This is a genomic window from Streptomyces sp. NPDC049687 (assembly GCF_044465285.1).
Lineage (GTDB): Bacteria > Actinomycetota > Actinomycetes > Streptomycetales > Streptomycetaceae > Streptomyces.
This window is the reverse complement of record NZ_JBITLN010000011.1, coordinates 290,248-305,973: the sequence shown is the minus strand read 5'-3', so window position 1 is coordinate 305,973 and position 15,726 is coordinate 290,248. Positions and strand designations below refer to the sequence as shown.

14 protein-coding genes are annotated in these 15,726 nt (G+C 73.2%); 10 read left to right on the top strand and 4 right to left on the bottom strand.

Features of this window, described 5'->3' with window-relative positions; all coding sequences use genetic code 11:
• The first annotated feature begins 239 nt into the window (after window positions 1-239).
• On the top strand, window positions 240-482 hold the full coding sequence (locus ACIBVL_RS31480) for a hypothetical protein (RefSeq protein ID WP_399102364.1): 243 nt from the start codon (window positions 240-242) through the stop codon (window positions 480-482).
• Between the two features lie 4 nt (window positions 483-486).
• On the opposite strand, the gene ACIBVL_RS31475 is transcribed toward ACIBVL_RS31480, so the two are convergent.
• Window positions 487-2,001: a hypothetical protein gene (locus tag ACIBVL_RS31475; protein WP_399102362.1), complete on the bottom strand. Its 1,515-nt coding sequence runs from the start codon at window positions 1,999-2,001 to the stop codon at window positions 487-489.
• A gap of 119 nt (window positions 2,002-2,120) precedes the next feature.
• On the bottom strand, window positions 2,121-2,777 hold the full coding sequence (locus ACIBVL_RS31470) for a phosphatase PAP2 family protein (RefSeq protein WP_399102360.1): 657 nt from the start codon (window positions 2,775-2,777) through the stop codon (window positions 2,121-2,123).
• 166 nt (window positions 2,778-2,943) lie between these two features.
• On the opposite strand from ACIBVL_RS31470, the gene ACIBVL_RS31465 reads away from it, so the two are divergent.
• The 4 genes from ACIBVL_RS31465 to ACIBVL_RS31450 all read left to right on the top strand — a co-directional run bounded on the left by ACIBVL_RS31465 (window position 2,944) and on the right by ACIBVL_RS31450 (window position 9,058).
• Window positions 2,944-4,755, top strand: a complete 1,812-nt coding sequence (locus ACIBVL_RS31465; RefSeq protein ID WP_399102358.1) for a methylmalonyl-CoA mutase family protein — start codon at window positions 2,944-2,946, stop codon at window positions 4,753-4,755.
• Window positions 4,755-6,929, top strand: coding sequence for a methylmalonyl-CoA mutase (gene scpA, locus ACIBVL_RS31460; RefSeq protein WP_399102356.1), 2,175 nt, complete (start codon window positions 4,755-4,757; stop codon window positions 6,927-6,929). The genes ACIBVL_RS31465 and scpA overlap by 1 nt, the downstream gene beginning before the upstream one ends.
• The gene (gene meaB, locus ACIBVL_RS31455) at window positions 6,926-7,918 is read left to right on the top strand and encodes a methylmalonyl Co-A mutase-associated GTPase MeaB (RefSeq protein ID WP_399102354.1); all 993 of its coding nucleotides are present in this window, start codon (window positions 6,926-6,928) and stop codon (window positions 7,916-7,918) included. Before scpA ends, meaB begins: the two co-directional genes overlap by 4 nt.
• A 144-nt stretch (window positions 7,919-8,062) precedes the next feature.
• Window positions 8,063-9,058: a phosphotransferase family protein gene (locus ACIBVL_RS31450; RefSeq protein WP_399102352.1), complete on the top strand. Its 996-nt coding sequence runs from the start codon at window positions 8,063-8,065 to the stop codon at window positions 9,056-9,058.
• An 8-nt stretch (window positions 9,059-9,066) separates the two neighbouring features.
• On the opposite strand, the gene ACIBVL_RS31445 is transcribed toward ACIBVL_RS31450, so the two are convergent.
• Window positions 9,067-9,996, bottom strand: a complete 930-nt coding sequence (locus tag ACIBVL_RS31445; protein ID WP_399102350.1) for a DMT family transporter — start codon at window positions 9,994-9,996, stop codon at window positions 9,067-9,069.
• An 82-nt stretch (window positions 9,997-10,078) separates the two neighbouring features.
• On the opposite strand from ACIBVL_RS31445, the gene ACIBVL_RS31440 reads away from it, so the two are divergent.
• Together ACIBVL_RS31440 and ACIBVL_RS31435 are read left to right on the top strand one after the other, a co-directional pair.
• A complete protein-coding gene (locus ACIBVL_RS31440) occupies window positions 10,079-11,002 on the top strand; it encodes a LysR family transcriptional regulator (RefSeq protein ID WP_399102348.1) in 924 nt (307 codons plus the stop codon).
• A 213-nt stretch (window positions 11,003-11,215) separates the two neighbouring features.
• Window positions 11,216-11,839: a TetR family transcriptional regulator gene (locus ACIBVL_RS31435; RefSeq protein WP_399102346.1), complete on the top strand. Its 624-nt coding sequence runs from the start codon at window positions 11,216-11,218 to the stop codon at window positions 11,837-11,839.
• Window positions 11,840-11,846: 7 nt separating this feature from the next.
• Here the strand turns inward: ACIBVL_RS31435 and ACIBVL_RS31430 are convergent, their stop codons facing one another.
• Window positions 11,847-12,611: a DUF3152 domain-containing protein gene (locus ACIBVL_RS31430; protein WP_399102397.1), complete on the bottom strand. Its 765-nt coding sequence runs from the start codon at window positions 12,609-12,611 to the stop codon at window positions 11,847-11,849.
• 248 nt (window positions 12,612-12,859) lie between these two features.
• Here ACIBVL_RS31430 and ACIBVL_RS31425 point away from each other — a divergent pair, with 248 nt between their 5' ends.
• The 3 genes from ACIBVL_RS31425 to ACIBVL_RS31415 are packed head-to-tail and all read left to right on the top strand — an operon-like array spanning window position 12,860 to window position 15,641.
• On the top strand, window positions 12,860-13,552 hold the full coding sequence (locus ACIBVL_RS31425) for a response regulator (protein ID WP_399102344.1): 693 nt from the start codon (window positions 12,860-12,862) through the stop codon (window positions 13,550-13,552).
• Between the two features lie 47 nt (window positions 13,553-13,599).
• Complete coding sequence (locus tag ACIBVL_RS31420) at window positions 13,600-15,084, top strand: sensor histidine kinase (protein ID WP_399102343.1); 1,485 nt, start codon at window positions 13,600-13,602, stop codon at window positions 15,082-15,084.
• Window positions 15,081-15,641, top strand: coding sequence for a hypothetical protein (locus ACIBVL_RS31415; RefSeq protein WP_399102341.1), 561 nt, complete (start codon window positions 15,081-15,083; stop codon window positions 15,639-15,641). The genes ACIBVL_RS31420 and ACIBVL_RS31415 overlap by 4 nt, the downstream gene beginning before the upstream one ends.
• Window positions 15,642-15,726 lie beyond the last annotated feature (85 nt).

Below are 15,726 nucleotides of genomic sequence, written 5' to 3'. Positions count from 1 at the left end.
GTACGCGGACGACCCTCCGCCTTGCGATGCACCGCACCAGACGCCGCGGGCCCCGCCCTCCGGGCGGACGACGCCACTTTCGAAACACGCCCTAGGAGCGCTCCGGCCACCACACCGACGCCCAGGCCCTCGGCGACACCCGGGGCGAGGGCCGATGTCCTGGCCTGTCTCGGGGCCGTCCACCGGCGGCTCGGGGGCTACGGCAGCGCCCTGCGGCACCACGAGACCGCCCTCGCGCTGTGCCGTCCCTCGCGGCGCACACCTCGGCCCTGGAGGTGGCGCGCGGCATCGCCGAGCAGGAGGAACAGGCCCGAACCCACTTCGGAACGGCCGCCGTCAGCCGGCGCTCGGCGAACCGGCCCGTGCCGCGCGCCATCCGCCCGAAGGCCCTGACGCTCTGCACGGCCCTCGGCTCACCCCGCGCGGAAGAGGTCCGCAGGACGCTCCAGTGCCTCGGCTCCGGGCCACCGGAGCACGGCTGATCCCTCAGGGTGCGCCGCCCGAGCCGTCCTGCCCGGGAGACGGCGCCACGTACACGCGCAGGCCGCCCGCCGGGGCCGGCGTCCAGGAACGGGCGTAACCGGGCGGTGCGCCGCCGGGTGGGACGATCGCGGCGACGGGCAGACGGCGGGCGGTACGCCGGATGGCGGCCGCGGTGGTGTTGGCGTCGTGGCCGCCGGTCGCCGCGGACGCGCAGCCGGCGTAGTAGGCGATCGGGACGTACATGTGCCCGGTGAGCAGACAGGGCGGGCGTACGCCGAGCCGGTGCAACCCGGCGGCGGTACGGGCCCACTCGCGGTGAGCGGCGGTGGTGCGCCGCACGGTGTGCTCCAGCACCGCGTACTGCACGGCCAGATGCCCGCCCAGGGCGACGGTGACCAGCGCCACGGTCAGCGGCCGCCGGACGCGTCCGGGCGCCGTGACCAGGCGCACGAGCAGATCGGCCACCGGGACGGCGACCAGCGCGTAGGCGGGGAGCAGGAAACGGGGTGCCGCGTAACCGATCAGGAAGAGGTACGGGAAGGCCGCGGAGGCGGCGCACGCCAGCGGTACCAGAGTGCGGGCGGGGCGCCGGGCACGGACGGCGACCACGGCCGCGAGGGCGGCGAGCACCGGCAGGGCGCACCACCACAGGGTCACCACGGCAGGCGGGAGGGCGCCGGTGCACGGGCGGCACAGCGTGCGTCCGCCCAGACCGCGCAGTTGATCGACGACGGCGATGTGCCAGCCCAGGCCGCCCTGGATGCCGGAGCCGTCGGACAGGCGCCGCACCAGGCCGCCGTAGGAGACGTGGGCCTCGATCACCCACTCGGCGGCGCCGGCGGTGAGACCGCCGGCCAGCGCCACCAGCGGCGCGGGGCGCCGCCATCGTCGTACGCCCACCAGCAGGGCGAACAGGGGCAGCGTCGCCCAGACCGCGTCCGTGGGGCGCATCCAGGCCATGAGGGCGGCACTCAGGGCCAGACCCCACAGGGCGGAGCGGTCGCAGCGGGGTGCCCGGACGCGCAGGAAGTACCCGGTGCCGGCCAGGGCGCCGACGGCGACCCAGTAGTTGGGCATCGCCTGGGGGCCGTAGAACAGCGTCACCCACAGGGTCGCGAACAGGGCGCCCCCGGTCGCGAGCACACGGGCGGGGAAGACGCCCCGCCAGGCACGCAGGGCGAGGAAGAGGGCGAGGCCGGACAGGACGGCCAGGTAGATCCTCAGCAGCGCGGTGGACGACGACCAGGCGGCGACCGGCGCCACCAGCAGCGGCACACCACGGGCACGCGGGGCACTGAAGAACGCGGCCGGTGCGTGGGAACCGACCTGGCTGACGTACACCGTCTCGTCCCAGCCGAGGCCCATCCCCGGTCGCACGAGGAGGAGCTGGGCCAGTGTGAAGGCGCCGGCCACGACCGCGAGGGACAGACCGCCGCGGGGGCTCCAGGCGGTCCGGACGGCCACGAGCGGGCCGGGTCCGGGCAGACCTGTCAGCGTGGCCTGCGGGCTGTCGCTCATCACGCACCCCTCACAGCGGTCGGGCCGGACATGTCCTACGCCGTAACGTTTCAGGCATGCCGGCCCCGGGCTCGCCGGGCAGGGCCGAACGGCCCAACGCCGGTCGGCCGAGGCACCGGTCACGGAGCCGCGGCAGGTCTCCCACGGCGGGCGGCGACGTGGGCGCACAGGCCGAGCCAGCCGGCGGCCAGCAGCCAGCCGCCGAGGACGTCGCTCGCCCAGTGCACCACGAGGTACACCCGGCTCAGGCCGACGGCTGCGGCCCAGCAGACCACGAGGGCACAGGCCGTCCGGGCCGTGGCCGGCGCGGCCCGCCGTGCCACCGCCCAGGCCAGCAGTCCGGCGACCAGCGCCGAGGTGGTCGTATGGCCGGAGGGGAAGGCGTACCCGGAGGCGGCCGCAGCCCAGTCGGCGGGGGCCGGTCGGGGCCGGGCGAACAGCTCCATCAGTCCGGTGCGCAGGAACTGCCCCGCGAGGAGGACGCCGAGGACCCCCACGACGGCCAAGACCCTTCCCCCGACTCCCCGGCCGGCGATCACACCGGCCGCGACCGCGAGCAGATACGGCCCGACACCGCCCCCGGTCGCGGTGATGCCGCGCGCCGACGCCTCCGCCTCCGGCGGCCGGTGCCCGAGCGCCCAGGTGTGGGCGGCGCCGTCGCCCGGCAGAGGCGCGCCGTGGCGTACGGACACGGCGGCGCCCAGCGCGGCGAACAGCGCGAGGAGGACGCAGGCGAGCAGCAGGAGCCGGTTGCGCCCGAGGGCCGTGCTCGTCACGGGCGCGGCCCTCCGAACGGGGGCAGCGGTCATGGCGGAAACCTCTTTCCCGAGGGGACTTCCTCCATCCTCACCCGCCCGGTGAACGAGGTCACAATCTTGGCGAGGGCAAGGTCACAGCCGTGCCCTCTGCTGCTCCTTTGCACCTCTGGCCTAGCATCCGAGCATGACGGTCCTGCCTGACGACGGGCTTGAGCTGGCCGCCGAGTTCCCTGAGTCCACCCACGAGCAGTGGCAGCGCCTGGTGGCGGGCGTGCTGCGCAAGTCGGGCAAGGACGTCGAGGGAGCTCAGGCGGAGGAAGCCCTGTCCACCGCGCTGGAGGACGGGCTGCGCACCCGGCCTCTCTACACCGCGCGCGACTCCGCGCCCGAGCCGGGTCTCCCCGGGTTCGCGCCCTTCGTGCGCGGCAGCCGCGCCGAGGGGAACGCCCTCGGCGGGTGGGACGTACGGCAACGGCATTCGGCGGCCGACGGCGCCGCGGTGCTCGCGGACCTGGAGAATGGCGTCACCTCCCTCTGGCTGGTCGTCGGCGAGGGCGGCATCCCGGTGGCGTCGCTCGGCCCGGTCCTCGACGGCGTCTTTCTCGACCTGGCGCCGGTCGTCCTCGACGCCGGCCGCGAGGTGGAGCCCGCGGCACGGGAGTTGCTGCGGCTGTACGAGGAGCGGGGCGTCGCCAAGGACGCGGCGCGCGGCAATCTGGGTGCGGACCCGCTCGGTCACGAGGCCCGCACCGGGGAAGCGTTCGACTTCGCTCCGGTGGCCGGTCTCGCACGGCTGTCCGCCGAGGAGTATCCGGGGCTGCGGGCACTGACGGTGGACGCGCTGCCGTACCACCGGGCCGGCGGCTCGGCCGCCCAGGAGCTGGGGGCCTCGCTCGCGACCGGCGTCGCCTATCTGCGGCAGCTCACCGAGGCCGGGCTGAGTCTCGAACAGGCCTGTGCGCAGCTGGAGTTCCGGTACGCGGCCACCGCCGACCAGTTCCTGACGATCGCCAAGCTGAGGGCCGCGCGCCGGCTGTGGGCCCGGGTGGCCGAGGTCTGCGGGGCGCCCCGGGCGGGCGCACAGGTCCAGCATGTCGTGACCTCGCCGGTGATGATGTCGCGCCGCGACCCGTGGGTGAACATGCTGCGCTCGACCGTCGCCACGCTGGCCGCCGGGGCGGGCGGGGCGGACTCCGTCACCGTGCTGCCCTTCGACGACGCGCTCGGACTGCCGGACGCCTTCGCCCGGCGCATCGCCCGCAACACCTCGACGATCCTCATCGAGGAGTCGCATCTGGCCCGGGTCATCGACCCGGCGGGCGGCTCCTGGTACGTGGAGCGGCTGACCGACGAACTGGCCCACGCGGGCTGGGAGTTCTTCCAGTGGATCGAGCGGAGCGGCGGTCAGGCGGCCGCCCTGCGCTCCGGGGAGCTCGGCCGGAGGCTGGCCGACACCTGGCAGGCGCGCAGCGCCAAGCTGGCCAGGCGACGCGAACCCATCACCGGTGTCAGCGAGTTCCCGTACCTCGCGGAGAAGCCGGTCGTCCGCGAGAGCGCGCCCGCTCCGCTGTCCGGCGGTCTGCCGCGGGTGCGCCGCGACGAGGCGTACGAGGCGCTGCGGACGCGCTCGGACGCCCACCTGGCCGCGACCGGCTCCCGGCCGCGTGTCTTCCTGGCGACGATCGGTCCGGCCGCCGCGCACACCGCGCGGGCCGCGTTCGCCGCGAACCTCTTCCAGGCGGGCGGCATCGAGCCCGTCACCGAGGGCACGTTCGAGGAGAGCGGTGCCACGGAGGTCTGCCTGTGCTCCAGTGACGCCCTGTACGAGGAGCGGGCCGAGTCCCTGGCCGTGGAACTGAGGGCCGCAGGCGCCTCGCACGTGTTCCTCGCCGGGCGTCCCGGGCAGTACCCGGATGTCGACACGTACGTCTTCGCGGGCTGCGACGCCGTCGCCGTGCTGTCCGCCACCCTCGACCGCATGGGAGTTGTGTCCTGATGGGAATCCCCGACTTCTCCGGGATCGAGCTGGGGACCCCGGCCTGCGACGGCGGGGTCGACGAGTGGCGTACGGCCGTGAAGAAGGCGGCCGGCGGGGACGACCTGCTCTGGGACACGCCCGAGGGCATCGCGGTCAAGCCGCTCTACACCGGGCAGGACCTGGAGGGCCTGGACTTCCTGGGCACCCATCCGGGCATCGCCCCGTATCTGCGCGGCCCCTACCCGACGATGTACGTCAACCAGCCCTGGACGATCCGTCAGTACGCGGGCTTCTCCACGGCCGAGGAGTCCAACGCTTTCTACCGCCGCAACCTGGCCGCCGGACAGAAGGGCCTGTCGGTCGCCTTCGACCTGCCCACGCACCGGGGCTACGACAGCGACCACCCGCGGGTGACCGGTGACGTCGGCATGGCGGGCGTGGCGATCGACTCGATCTACGACATGCGGCAGCTGTTCGACGGGATCCCGCTGGACAGGATGACGGTGTCGATGACGATGAACGGCGCCGTGCTGCCGGTGCTTGCGCTGTACATCGTGGCGGCCGAGGAACAGGGCGTACCGCCCGAGAAGCTGGCCGGGACCATCCAGAACGACATCCTCAAGGAGTTCATGGTCCGCAACACCTACATCTATCCGCCGAAGCCGTCGATGCGGATCATCTCCGACATCTTCGCGTACACCTCGCAGCGGATGCCCCGCTACAACTCGATCTCCATCTCCGGCTACCACATCCAGGAGGCCGGCGCGACGGCCGACCTGGAGCTGGCGTACACCCTCGCCGACGGGGTCGAGTACATCCGCGCGGGGCGGGAGGCGGGCCTGGACGTCGACGCGTTCGCGCCCCGGCTCTCCTTCTTCTGGGCGATCGGCATGAACTTCTTCATGGAGATCGCCAAGCTGCGGGCGGCGCGGCTGCTGTGGGCGAAGCTGGTGAAGCAGTTCGACCCGCAGAACTCCAAGTCGCTGTCACTGCGCACCCATTCGCAGACCTCGGGCTGGTCGCTGACCGCGCAGGACGTCTTCAACAACGTCACGCGGACGTGTGTCGAGGCGATGGCGGCGACCCAGGGGCACACCCAGTCGCTGCACACCAACGCCCTCGACGAGGCCCTCGCGCTGCCCACCGACTTCTCGGCGCGCATCGCCCGCAACACCCAGCTGCTGATCCAGCAGGAGTCCGGCACGACCCGGGTCATCGACCCGTGGGGCGGCAGCGCCTACGTGGAGAAGCTGACCTACGACCTCGCGCGCCGGGCCTGGCAGCACATCCAGGAGGTCGAGGCGGCGGGCGGCATGGCCAAGGCGATCGACGCCGGCATCCCCAAGCTGCGCATCGAGGAGGCCGCGGCCCGCACCCAGGCCCGGATCGACTCCGGGCGGCAGCCGGTCATCGGCGTCAACAAGTACCGCGTCGACAGCGACGAGCAGATCGACGTCCTCAAGGTCGACAACTCCTCCGTGCGCGCCCAGCAGATCGAGAAGCTGCGCCGCCTGCGGGCGGAGCGTGACGAGCGGGCCTGCCAGGACGCGCTGGACGCGCTCACCCGGGCCGCCGGAGGCGAGGGCAACCTGCTGGAGCTGGCGGTGAACGCGGCTCGCGCGAAGGCCACCGTCGGCGAGATCTCCGACGCTCTGGAGAAGGTGTACGGGCGGCACGCGAGCCAGATCCGTACGATCTCGGGCGTGTACCGCAACGAAGCAGGCGAGTCCCCGTCCGTGGAGCGCACCCGTGGCCTCGTGTCCGCCTTCGCGGAGGCCGAGGGACGGCGGCCGCGCATCCTGGTCGCCAAGATGGGCCAGGACGGCCACGACCGCGGCCAGAAGGTGATCGCCACCGCCTTCGCCGACCTCGGCTTCGACGTCGACGTCGGCCCGCTGTTCCAGACCCCGGCCGAGGTGGCACGGCAGGCCGTCGAGGCGGACGTGCACATCGTCGGGGTGTCGTCGCTGGCCGCCGGGCACCTCACCCTCGTACCGGCGCTGAAGGAACAGCTCGCCGAGGAGGGGCGCGAGGACATCGTGATCGTGGTCGGCGGGGTGATCCCGCCGCAGGACGTGCCGACCCTGCTGGAGATGGGCGCGGCGGCCGTCTTCCCGCCCGGGACGGTGATCCCGGACGCGGCGTACGACCTGGTGGCACGATTGGCGGCCGATCTCGGGCACGAGCTGTGATCGATGTCGACGCGTATGTGAAGGGCGTACTCGACGGGAAGCGGGCGGTCGTCGCCCGCGCCATCACACTCGTCGAGTCCACCCGCCCTCAACACCGCGGGCTTGCCCAGGAGTTGCTGACCGCACTGCTGCCGCACAGCGGCCGGGCTCGGCGGATCGGCGTCAGCGGGGTGCCGGGGGTCGGGAAGTCGACGTTCATCGACGCGTTCGGCACGCTGCTGACCTCGCTCGGCCACCGGGTCGCGGTGCTCGCCGTCGACCCGTCCTCCAGCCGTACCGGCGGCTCGATCCTGGGCGACAAGACCCGGATGGAACGGCTGGCCGTCGACCCGGCGGCCTTCGTCCGCCCCTCCCCCAGCGCGGGCACGCTCGGCGGGGTCGCCAAGGCGACCCGGGAGTCGATGGTGGTGATGGAGGCGGCCGGCTACGACGTGATCCTCGTCGAGACGGTCGGCGTCGGCCAGTCCGAGACGGCCGTGGCCAACATGGTCGACTCGTTCCTGCTGCTCACCCTCGCCCGGACGGGTGACCAGCTGCAGGGCATCAAGAAGGGCGTCCTGGAGCTGGCCGACGTGATCGCCGTCAACAAGGCGGACGGCCCGCACGAACGCGACGCTCGGGCGGCGGCACGGGAACTGGCGGGCGCGCTGCGGCTGATGCACGGCCCCGACCCGGTCTGGAGCCCTCCCGTGCTGAGCTGCAGCGCCCGGGAGTCGACCGGCCTGGACACCGTCTGGGAGCGCCTGGAACAGCACCGCACGCTGCTGGACTCGACCGGCCGGCTCGCCGCCAAACGCCGCGATCAGCAGGTCGACTGGACCTGGAGCATGGTCCGCGACGAACTCCTGGGCCGCCTGCACGCCGATCCCTCGGTGCGAGCCGTGGCACCCGCCCTCGAACAACAGGTAAGGGACGGCGAGTTGACGGCCACACTGGCCGCGGAGCGGATTCTGGGGGCGTTCGGGGGGCCCGCGCATCCGCCGGGCTGACGCCGACGAGCGCGCGAGAAGCCTCCGATGTCGCGCGGTTGCCCCGTCCCGAGGACGTCACGCGGGTCTGACAGAGTCCGGTTGAGCCGCGTGAACCGCTGCGAGCCGACGTCGACCGATGCGAATCGACCAGGGAGCCGCCCCGTGCAGAGCCTGACCAAGCGCCGTCTGTCCGCCGTCGAGTTGGACGCCCTGATGCGCGGGGCGACGGGTGTGGGGTGCCGACTGGAGGCGGAGCTGACCGACGGCTGGTTCAACACCGCGTACCGGGTGCGGTTCGACGACGGACGCACGGCCGTGGTGAAGCTCGCGCCACCGGCCGACGCGCCCGTGCTGACGTACGAGCGCGGGATCATGGCGACCGAGGCGATGGTGTACCGGCGCCTCGCGCCCCTGGCGGACCGCGGGGTGCCGACACCGGCGCTGCTGCACGCGGGCGACGACTTCCTCGCGGTGTCCGTGCTGGACGGCACCCCGTGGGATCAGGTGGCCGACCGTCTTCCCGCCACCGCGGAGAGGGCGCTGCGGCGCGAGCTGGGCGCGATCACCGCACGGCTGCACACCCTGGCCCCCGAGGACGGGCGGTACGGCTATCCGGCCCCCGAGTCCGGGCTCTCCGCTGCCGACTGGCGCGGCGCGTTCACCGCCATGGTGGACGCGCTCCTGGACGACGCCGAACGCTGGCGGTCCGACCTCGGCGTGGCGCCCGCCGCGATCCGGGCCCTGGTGGCCGAGGGGAAGGACGCCCTCGACGAGGTCACCCGGCCACGGCTGATCCACTTCGACCTGTGGCCGGGCAACGTCTTCGTGCGTCAGCCCTCGGAGGACGGCTCCGACGCCCGTATCACCGGCATCATCGATCACGAGCGGGCGTTCTGGGGCGATCCGGCCGCCGAACTGGTCTCCCTGGAATTCGGTGGGGACACCGGCCCGGACAGCGACCTCGTGGCCGGCTACGTCCAGGCCGGCGGCCGCCTCGACTTCACCCCCGGCCTCCGCCACCGCCTGGCGCTCTACGGCCTCTACCTGGGCCTGATCCTTGTCGTGGAGTGCGGCCCCCGAGGCTTCGGCGCGGACCGGGTCGCCTTCGGACGCGGCATCCTGGACGAGCGCGTGGCCGCGCTGCGCGCCCTGGGGTAGGCGGACGCTCAGGGTGTGGGTGCCGGCTCCGGGCGGTGGCCGGTGTCGGCGGGGTGCGCAAGGCGTGCGCCGCGTTCGACGGCCCGTCCCCAGTACGTTCCGGTCACGATCAACGCGGCCCCCAGGGCGGAGAGCACGGTGAGGCGCTCGTCGCCGAAGCCGATGCCGGCCACGAGGGCCCAGACCGGTTCGGTGCCCAGCAGGAGGCTGGCCCGGGTCGCGGAGGTGCGCTGCACCGCCCAGGTCTGGGCCAGGAAGGCGAACACACTGCAGAACAGTGCGAGGTGGACGAGTTGGACCCAGGTCGCGGCGTCGGCCCGGGCGAGCGCCGCCGGCAGTCCGCCCGCCGCGAGCGGGAGGAACAGGGCCGTGCCCACGACGCTCTGCACCGTCGTCAGGTGCAGGGGGCGCAGGGCGTGGCCCGCGGCGACCCGTCCGACAAGCACCACATGGCCCGCCCGGACCACCGCCGCCGCGAGTATCAGCAGATCGCCGGTTCCGGGAGTGCGCAGACCGTTGCCGGACACGAGCAGGCCGACGCCCGCGACACACAGACCGGCGGCGAGGAAGAAGCTCGAAGGCAGTCCGTCCGGTCGTCCCACGCGATCGATGAGGGGGGTGAGGACAAGGGTGAGGCTGATGATCAGGCCCGCGTTCGCGGCGCTGGTGTGGGCGACGCCGTAGGTCTCGAGGGCGAGCACGGCGGCCTGGGTGAGCCCGAGCAGCGAGCCGTACACCCTCTCGTCGCGGGTGAGGGGACCGGACCGGCGCAGTGCGGCGAGGACGGCCACGCAGGCCACGGCGGAGATGCCGTAGCGGAGGAAGAGGACGATCAGCACCGGAGTGGTGGCCGTGGCCGTCTTCGCCGTCAGATAGCTGGAGCCCCAGACGATGGCGACGGCCAGGAGCACCACATCCGTACGACGGGTGGCTGGCATGACGTCCACCCTCACCGACCAGCATTTTGAAGTAAAGGACGTGTTACTCAATCATCCCTTTAGCAAAGCTACACTGACTGGCGTGGACGAGAGGCAGTTGCGCGTTCTGCGGGAGCTGGGTGAGCTGGGCAGCGTCACCGCGGTCGCGGAGGCGATGCGGGTGACGCCGTCGGCGATCTCGCAGCAGCTCCGGCTGTTGCAACGGTCGATGCCCGTCCCCCTCACCGAGCGCGACGGACGGCGGCTGGTGCTCACGCCCGCCGGACAGGCCCTGGCGGACGCGGCGATCGGGGTGGAGACGGCGCTGGCCCGCGCCCGCCACACCGTCGACGAGTACGTCGAGGAGGCCGACGGCGCCGTGTCGGTGGCGGCCTTCCACAGCGGCGCCGCGGCGTTCTACCCCCTGCTCCTCGAGCGCCTCCGTGCCCCGGGGTCCCCCGTCCTCTCCCTCCATGACGAGGACGTGGCGCAGCACGACTTCCCGCCCCTGACCCGCCACTACGACCTGGTCCTCGCGCACCGGCTCGACCATGCGCCGCCGTGGCCCCGGACCGCCACGGCCACCGCCCTGCTGCGCGAGCCGCTCGACATCGCGCTGGCCGCCGGCCATCCCCTGGCCGCCAAGCCCCGCCTGACGCCGGCCGATGTCGCCGGCCAGCCCTGGATCACCGTCCACGACGGCTTTCCGCTCATGGCCACCGTCGAGGCCATCTCCGCCGCCGCCGGACGCAGGGTCGACATCGTCCATCGCATCAACGAGATCACGGTGGTCGCCGAGGTGGTCGCCGCCGGCGGTGGAATCGCCCTGATGCCACGCTGGACGGCCCGCCCGCACCCCGCCGTGGTCCTGCGCCCGCTCAGCGGCCTCCACGCCCACCGCCACATCGACGTCCTGTACCGCCCCGAGCGCACGGCACGGCGGGCCGTGCGGACCGTGCTCGCCGAACTCCTGCGCGCGGCGGCGACCATTCGTGGCCGAGGCGACGCCCCCGAGGCGGGCCGGTAGCTCGGCGGTGCTGCGGCGCACGGCGCGCGGGACGCACTCGCCGCGGCATCCGCGCCGCCACCCGCCGGCACCCTGCGCGAGCCGGACTTCGAGGGTGCCGCCACCGCCTGTGTCTTCGCCTGGTACCGAGCAGTTCGCGCGGTGGGGCGGGACCGCGGGGCAGGGAAGCGGGCGAGCGCAAAACCGAACGGTTCGGTCGCCTATCCTGGACTCATGCCCCGCTCCGCCGACTCCGGCCGGTCCGCCGACGCCTCCGCCGACGGTCGGTCCGCCGACTCCACCCGCGAGCGGATCGTCGCCGCGGCCAAGGAGGAGTTCACCCGGTACGGCATCGCCGGCGCCCGGGTGGACCGTATCGCCAAGGAGGCCCGGACCAGCAAGGAGCGGGTCTACGCCTACTTCCGCGGCAAGGAGGCTCTCTACGCCCATGTCGCCGAGCGCGAGATGGCCGCGCTCGCCGAGGCCACCCAGCTGGACGCGGCGGACCTGCCCGGTTACGCCGGAGTCCTCTTCGACCACTTCACGGCCCGCCCCGACCACTACCGGCTGATCACCTGGGGCCGTCTGGAGCTGGCCCACTCCCCCACCTCCGCACCCCTGCGGGCCGTCATCGGCCGCAAGGTGGACCAGCTCCGGGACGCCCAGCGCGCCGGACTGCTCGATCCGGCCTGGGATCCGGTGGACGTGCTCGCACTGATCAACCAGATCGCCGCCACCTGGGCGGGCCAGCCGGAGATCGGCGCGGCCGCCGCGGACCAGGCGGCGGACCCCTCCCCGGCCGCGCGCCGCGCCGCCCTGGTGACCGCCGTGGAGCGCCTCTTCCCCCGCGCGAAGTGACGCGGGCTCAGGGGGCGGCGGGGCCGGTGATGAGACGGCCGTCGGAGTCGTAGGGCCAGACGTTGGGGACGCAGCCGTGCATGCCCTTGATCTGCTGCATCATCGCGGGGGCCGGCATTCCTGCGCCGGGGCAGGCGACGTGGCCGTGGCCGAGGAAGTGGCCGACCTCGTGGTTGAGGATCAGCGCCCGGTACGACGGGACGTCCTTGGCGTAGACAGGCGTCGCCAGTTCCCAGCGCTCGAGGTTGACCATGACGTTCTGGCTCACGCTGCAGTTGTAGTCACCGTGGGTGTCCAGCCCGCCCGCCGCGCAGATCTTGTCCACGGTCCCGGGGGTCGCCACCTTGACGGCGAAGTCGGTGGGCCCGCTCGAGACGCGCTGGAACGCGGATCTGCCGTCCGCGGTCCAGCCCCGGGGGTCGGCCAGGATCTGCTCCACCTCCTTGGCCACGTCCGCGGTGGAGAGCGCGAGCCCCGTCTCGACGTCGACCCGGTAGCGCAGCGTCTTCCCCGTGCCCACCTTGCCGCTCCCGCCGGACGCCGTGACGAACGTGCCCGGACCGGTCGCGGGGATCGTGACCCGGGTCTGGGAAGGGCTTGGCGACCCGCCGGACGAGCCGGACGAGGGTGTCGGGGAGCTGCTGGGGTTTCGCGTGGTCACGTCGGGCTTGGGCTTGGCCTGTTCGGTGGCGCCGGCCTCGGCCTTCACGTCCTTCTCGGCCGGTGGCGCCCATCCCACGGCCGCGAACCCGGCGACTCCGAGGACGGTCAGCGCGGCCAACCCTGCCCACAGGGGCCGGTTCCCGCGTCGCCGCCCGGAGGCGTGCGCGGGGCCCCGTCGACGGGGGCGGTTGGTGGAAGGCGTTGCATTGTGCGCGGTCATGTTGAGTCAGAGTGTGGTCTTCATGTGATCGGATCTGGCCCGAACGGTAACGAAACCATAACGAATGATCGTCGTAACTATATGATCATCCGGTAACAGAGCCCCGGACGGGGTCGAGCGGTCCTGATACTGAGCCCATGCCACGTGTTCTGCTGATCGAAGACGACCGCGCCGTGCGGGAAGGGGTCGCCCTGGCGCTGCGCCGCCAGAGCCATGAGGTCGCCGCCGCCGCGACCGGGGAGGACGGCATGACGCGCCTGCGGTCCTTCCGGCCCGACGTCGTGGTGCTCGATCTGATGCTGCCGGGGATGACCGGCCTGGACGTGTGCCGCGGCATCCGCTCCGTCGACCAGACCCTCCCGATCATCATGGCGACCGCGCGGGGCGATGACGTGGACATCGTTGTCGGTCTGGAGGCGGGCGCCGACGACTACGTCGTCAAGCCGGTGCAGGCGAGGGTGCTGGACGCCCGTATCCGCGCCGTGCTGCGCCGGGCGGGCGGGGCTCCGGGCGACAGCGGGCTGCCGAAGATCGACACGCATGGGGAACTGGCCATCGACCGGGCCGGGCTGACCGTCACCGTACGGGGCACGCCGGTCGGGCTCGCCCCGTCCGAGCTCCGGCTGCTGCTGACCCTCTCCGCGTCGCCGGGGCAGGTGTTCAGCAGGCAGCAGCTGCTGGAGGCGGTCTGGGAGCACAGTTACCACGGCGATGCCCGTCTGGTGGACGCCTGCGTCAAACGGCTGCGCGCCAAGATGGGCGAGCCGCCGCGCGAGCCGCGCTACATCCAGACCGTGCGGGGCTTCGGCTACCGGTTCGCGTCCCGGTGAGGCATCCCCGGCACGGAGCCGCGAAGACCTCGGGGAAGCGGGCCGGGGTGAGGCTTCCCGCGCGGGTCGCGCTGCGCGGTCTGCGGGTGCGGCTCGTGGTGGCGTTCGGGCTCGTCGCCGCCCTGGCCACCACGACGACCGGCGCCCTGACCTTCCGGGAGGCCCGCAACGGTGTGCTCCAGCAGAGCCAGGACACCGTGATCCGACAGCTGCGCAGCCAGGTCAGCCGCCTCGCCTCCCAACTCGGCTACCCGCCGGGCCAGGAGGAGCTGCGGCGGTTCGCGGAGAACGTGGCGCGTGCCGAACCGTCGGGCACCTGGCGCGTGCTGGTCACCTACCGGGGGATCAGCGAGACCTCGGTCCCGGACGACCCCTTCGAGGAGCTGACGCCCGCCGTCCGCGAGGCGGTCGACGCACGCATGGCGACCGTGTTCCAGCGGGTGCGCAGTGGTGGGGGCACCTCGCTGGTCGTCGGCATGTCGATCGCCTTCGCCTCCGCCGAGAACCTTCCCACGCTCTCCGGTGTCCAGGTCTTCCTGACCGTGCCCCAGGACGCCGAGCAGGCGTCCGTCGACGCGCTGGTCACGGCCGTCGAACGGGCGACCGTGGCGGCCCTCGGCCTCGCCGTGCTGCTCGCCCTGTTGGCCGCCCGCGGGGTGCTGCGACCGGTGCGGGCGCTGCGTCACGCGACCAGAAGCATCGCCGAGGGGCGTCTCGACACCCGGCTCGACGTCAACGGCTCCGACGAACTCGCCGATCTGTCGCACACGTTCAACGAGACCGCGGCCGCCCTGGAGCAGTCCGTCGCCGAGCTGCGCGGCATGGAGGCGAGGGCCCGCCGCTTCGCCGCCGACGTCTCCCATGAGCTGCGCACCCCGCTGGCCGCGATGTCGGCGGTCACCGACGTCCTCGACGAGGAGGCCGCCCGCCTCGACCCGGACACCGCCACCGCGGTACGGCTGATCAGCGAGGAGACGGTGAAACTGGCCCGTCTGGTGGAGGACCTGATGGAGATCTCCCGCTTCGACGCGGGTGCGGCGGTCCTGCACCTGGACGAGATCGACCTCGCCGAGTCGGTCAGGCGCACGCTCTCCTCCCGCGGCTGGTCGGACACCGTGGAGACCCGGCTGCCCGGGCCCGACGAGCTCCGGGGGCGTGTCGACCCGCGCCGGCTGGACGTGGTCGTGGCCAACCTGGTCGGCAACGCCCTGCGGCACGGCGGCCGGCCGGTGCGTCTCACCGTGTCGGAGGGCGGCCGGCCCGGGGCGGGGCCGTCGGCGGTCATCGAGGTGGCGGACAGCGGGCCCGGCATCCCCGACGAGGTCCTGCCTCATGTCTTCGAGCGCTTCTACAAGTCCGACAGCGCCCGCACCCGTACCGAGGGCAGCGGGCTGGGCCTCGCCATCACCGAGGAGAACGTGCGGATGCACGGCGGCACCGTCCGGGCGGCCAACCGTCCGACGGGCGGTGCCGTCTTCACTGTCGTACTCCCGCTGCGGCGGGACGAGCCGCCGCGGGAGAACCCCTCATGAGACCCCTGCACCGTGCCGCGTTGCTGGCCGCCCCGGCGGCGCTCGCGCTCTCCTCCTGCGGCATTCCCGCGACCGGCGTGGTGGAGGCGGGCGGACCGGCGAGCGGGATCGCCCCGATCGCCACCGTCTACTTCGTCAGGGACGGGGCCCTGATCGCGGTGAACCGCGAGGTCCTCGAGGCCGGTGATGTCAGATCGGCCGTCGAGGCACTGCTCCAGGGCCCGAGCGATCCGGAGCTGCTCAAGCGCCTGACCACCCAGTTGCCGACGCCGACCCTCTTCCCGACCGCCACCAACGCGGGCACGGGGGACGCCGTCCCCGCTGCCACCTCCCTGGAGGTGACGACGCAGCGCGACCGGGTGTCGGTCGCCCTGCCCGCATACGTCAAAGGGAGGTTGACCCCCCTCGCGGCGGAACAGGTGATCTGCACCGCAGCCCGGGCGTATCTCCTCACCCTTCCGGAGGCGGAGGCGGAGGCGGAGGCGGTGACCGTGACGGTGACGGGCGCGGACGGCGGGCGCACCGAGGGATCCGCCGCGGACTGCCCGGGCCAGTAACGCCGGAGCCGGGGCGGCGGACAGGTCGCGTCCGCGTCAGGTGAGTTCCGCCGCCGGCAGCTCGGCATGCGGCGCCCGGACCGCC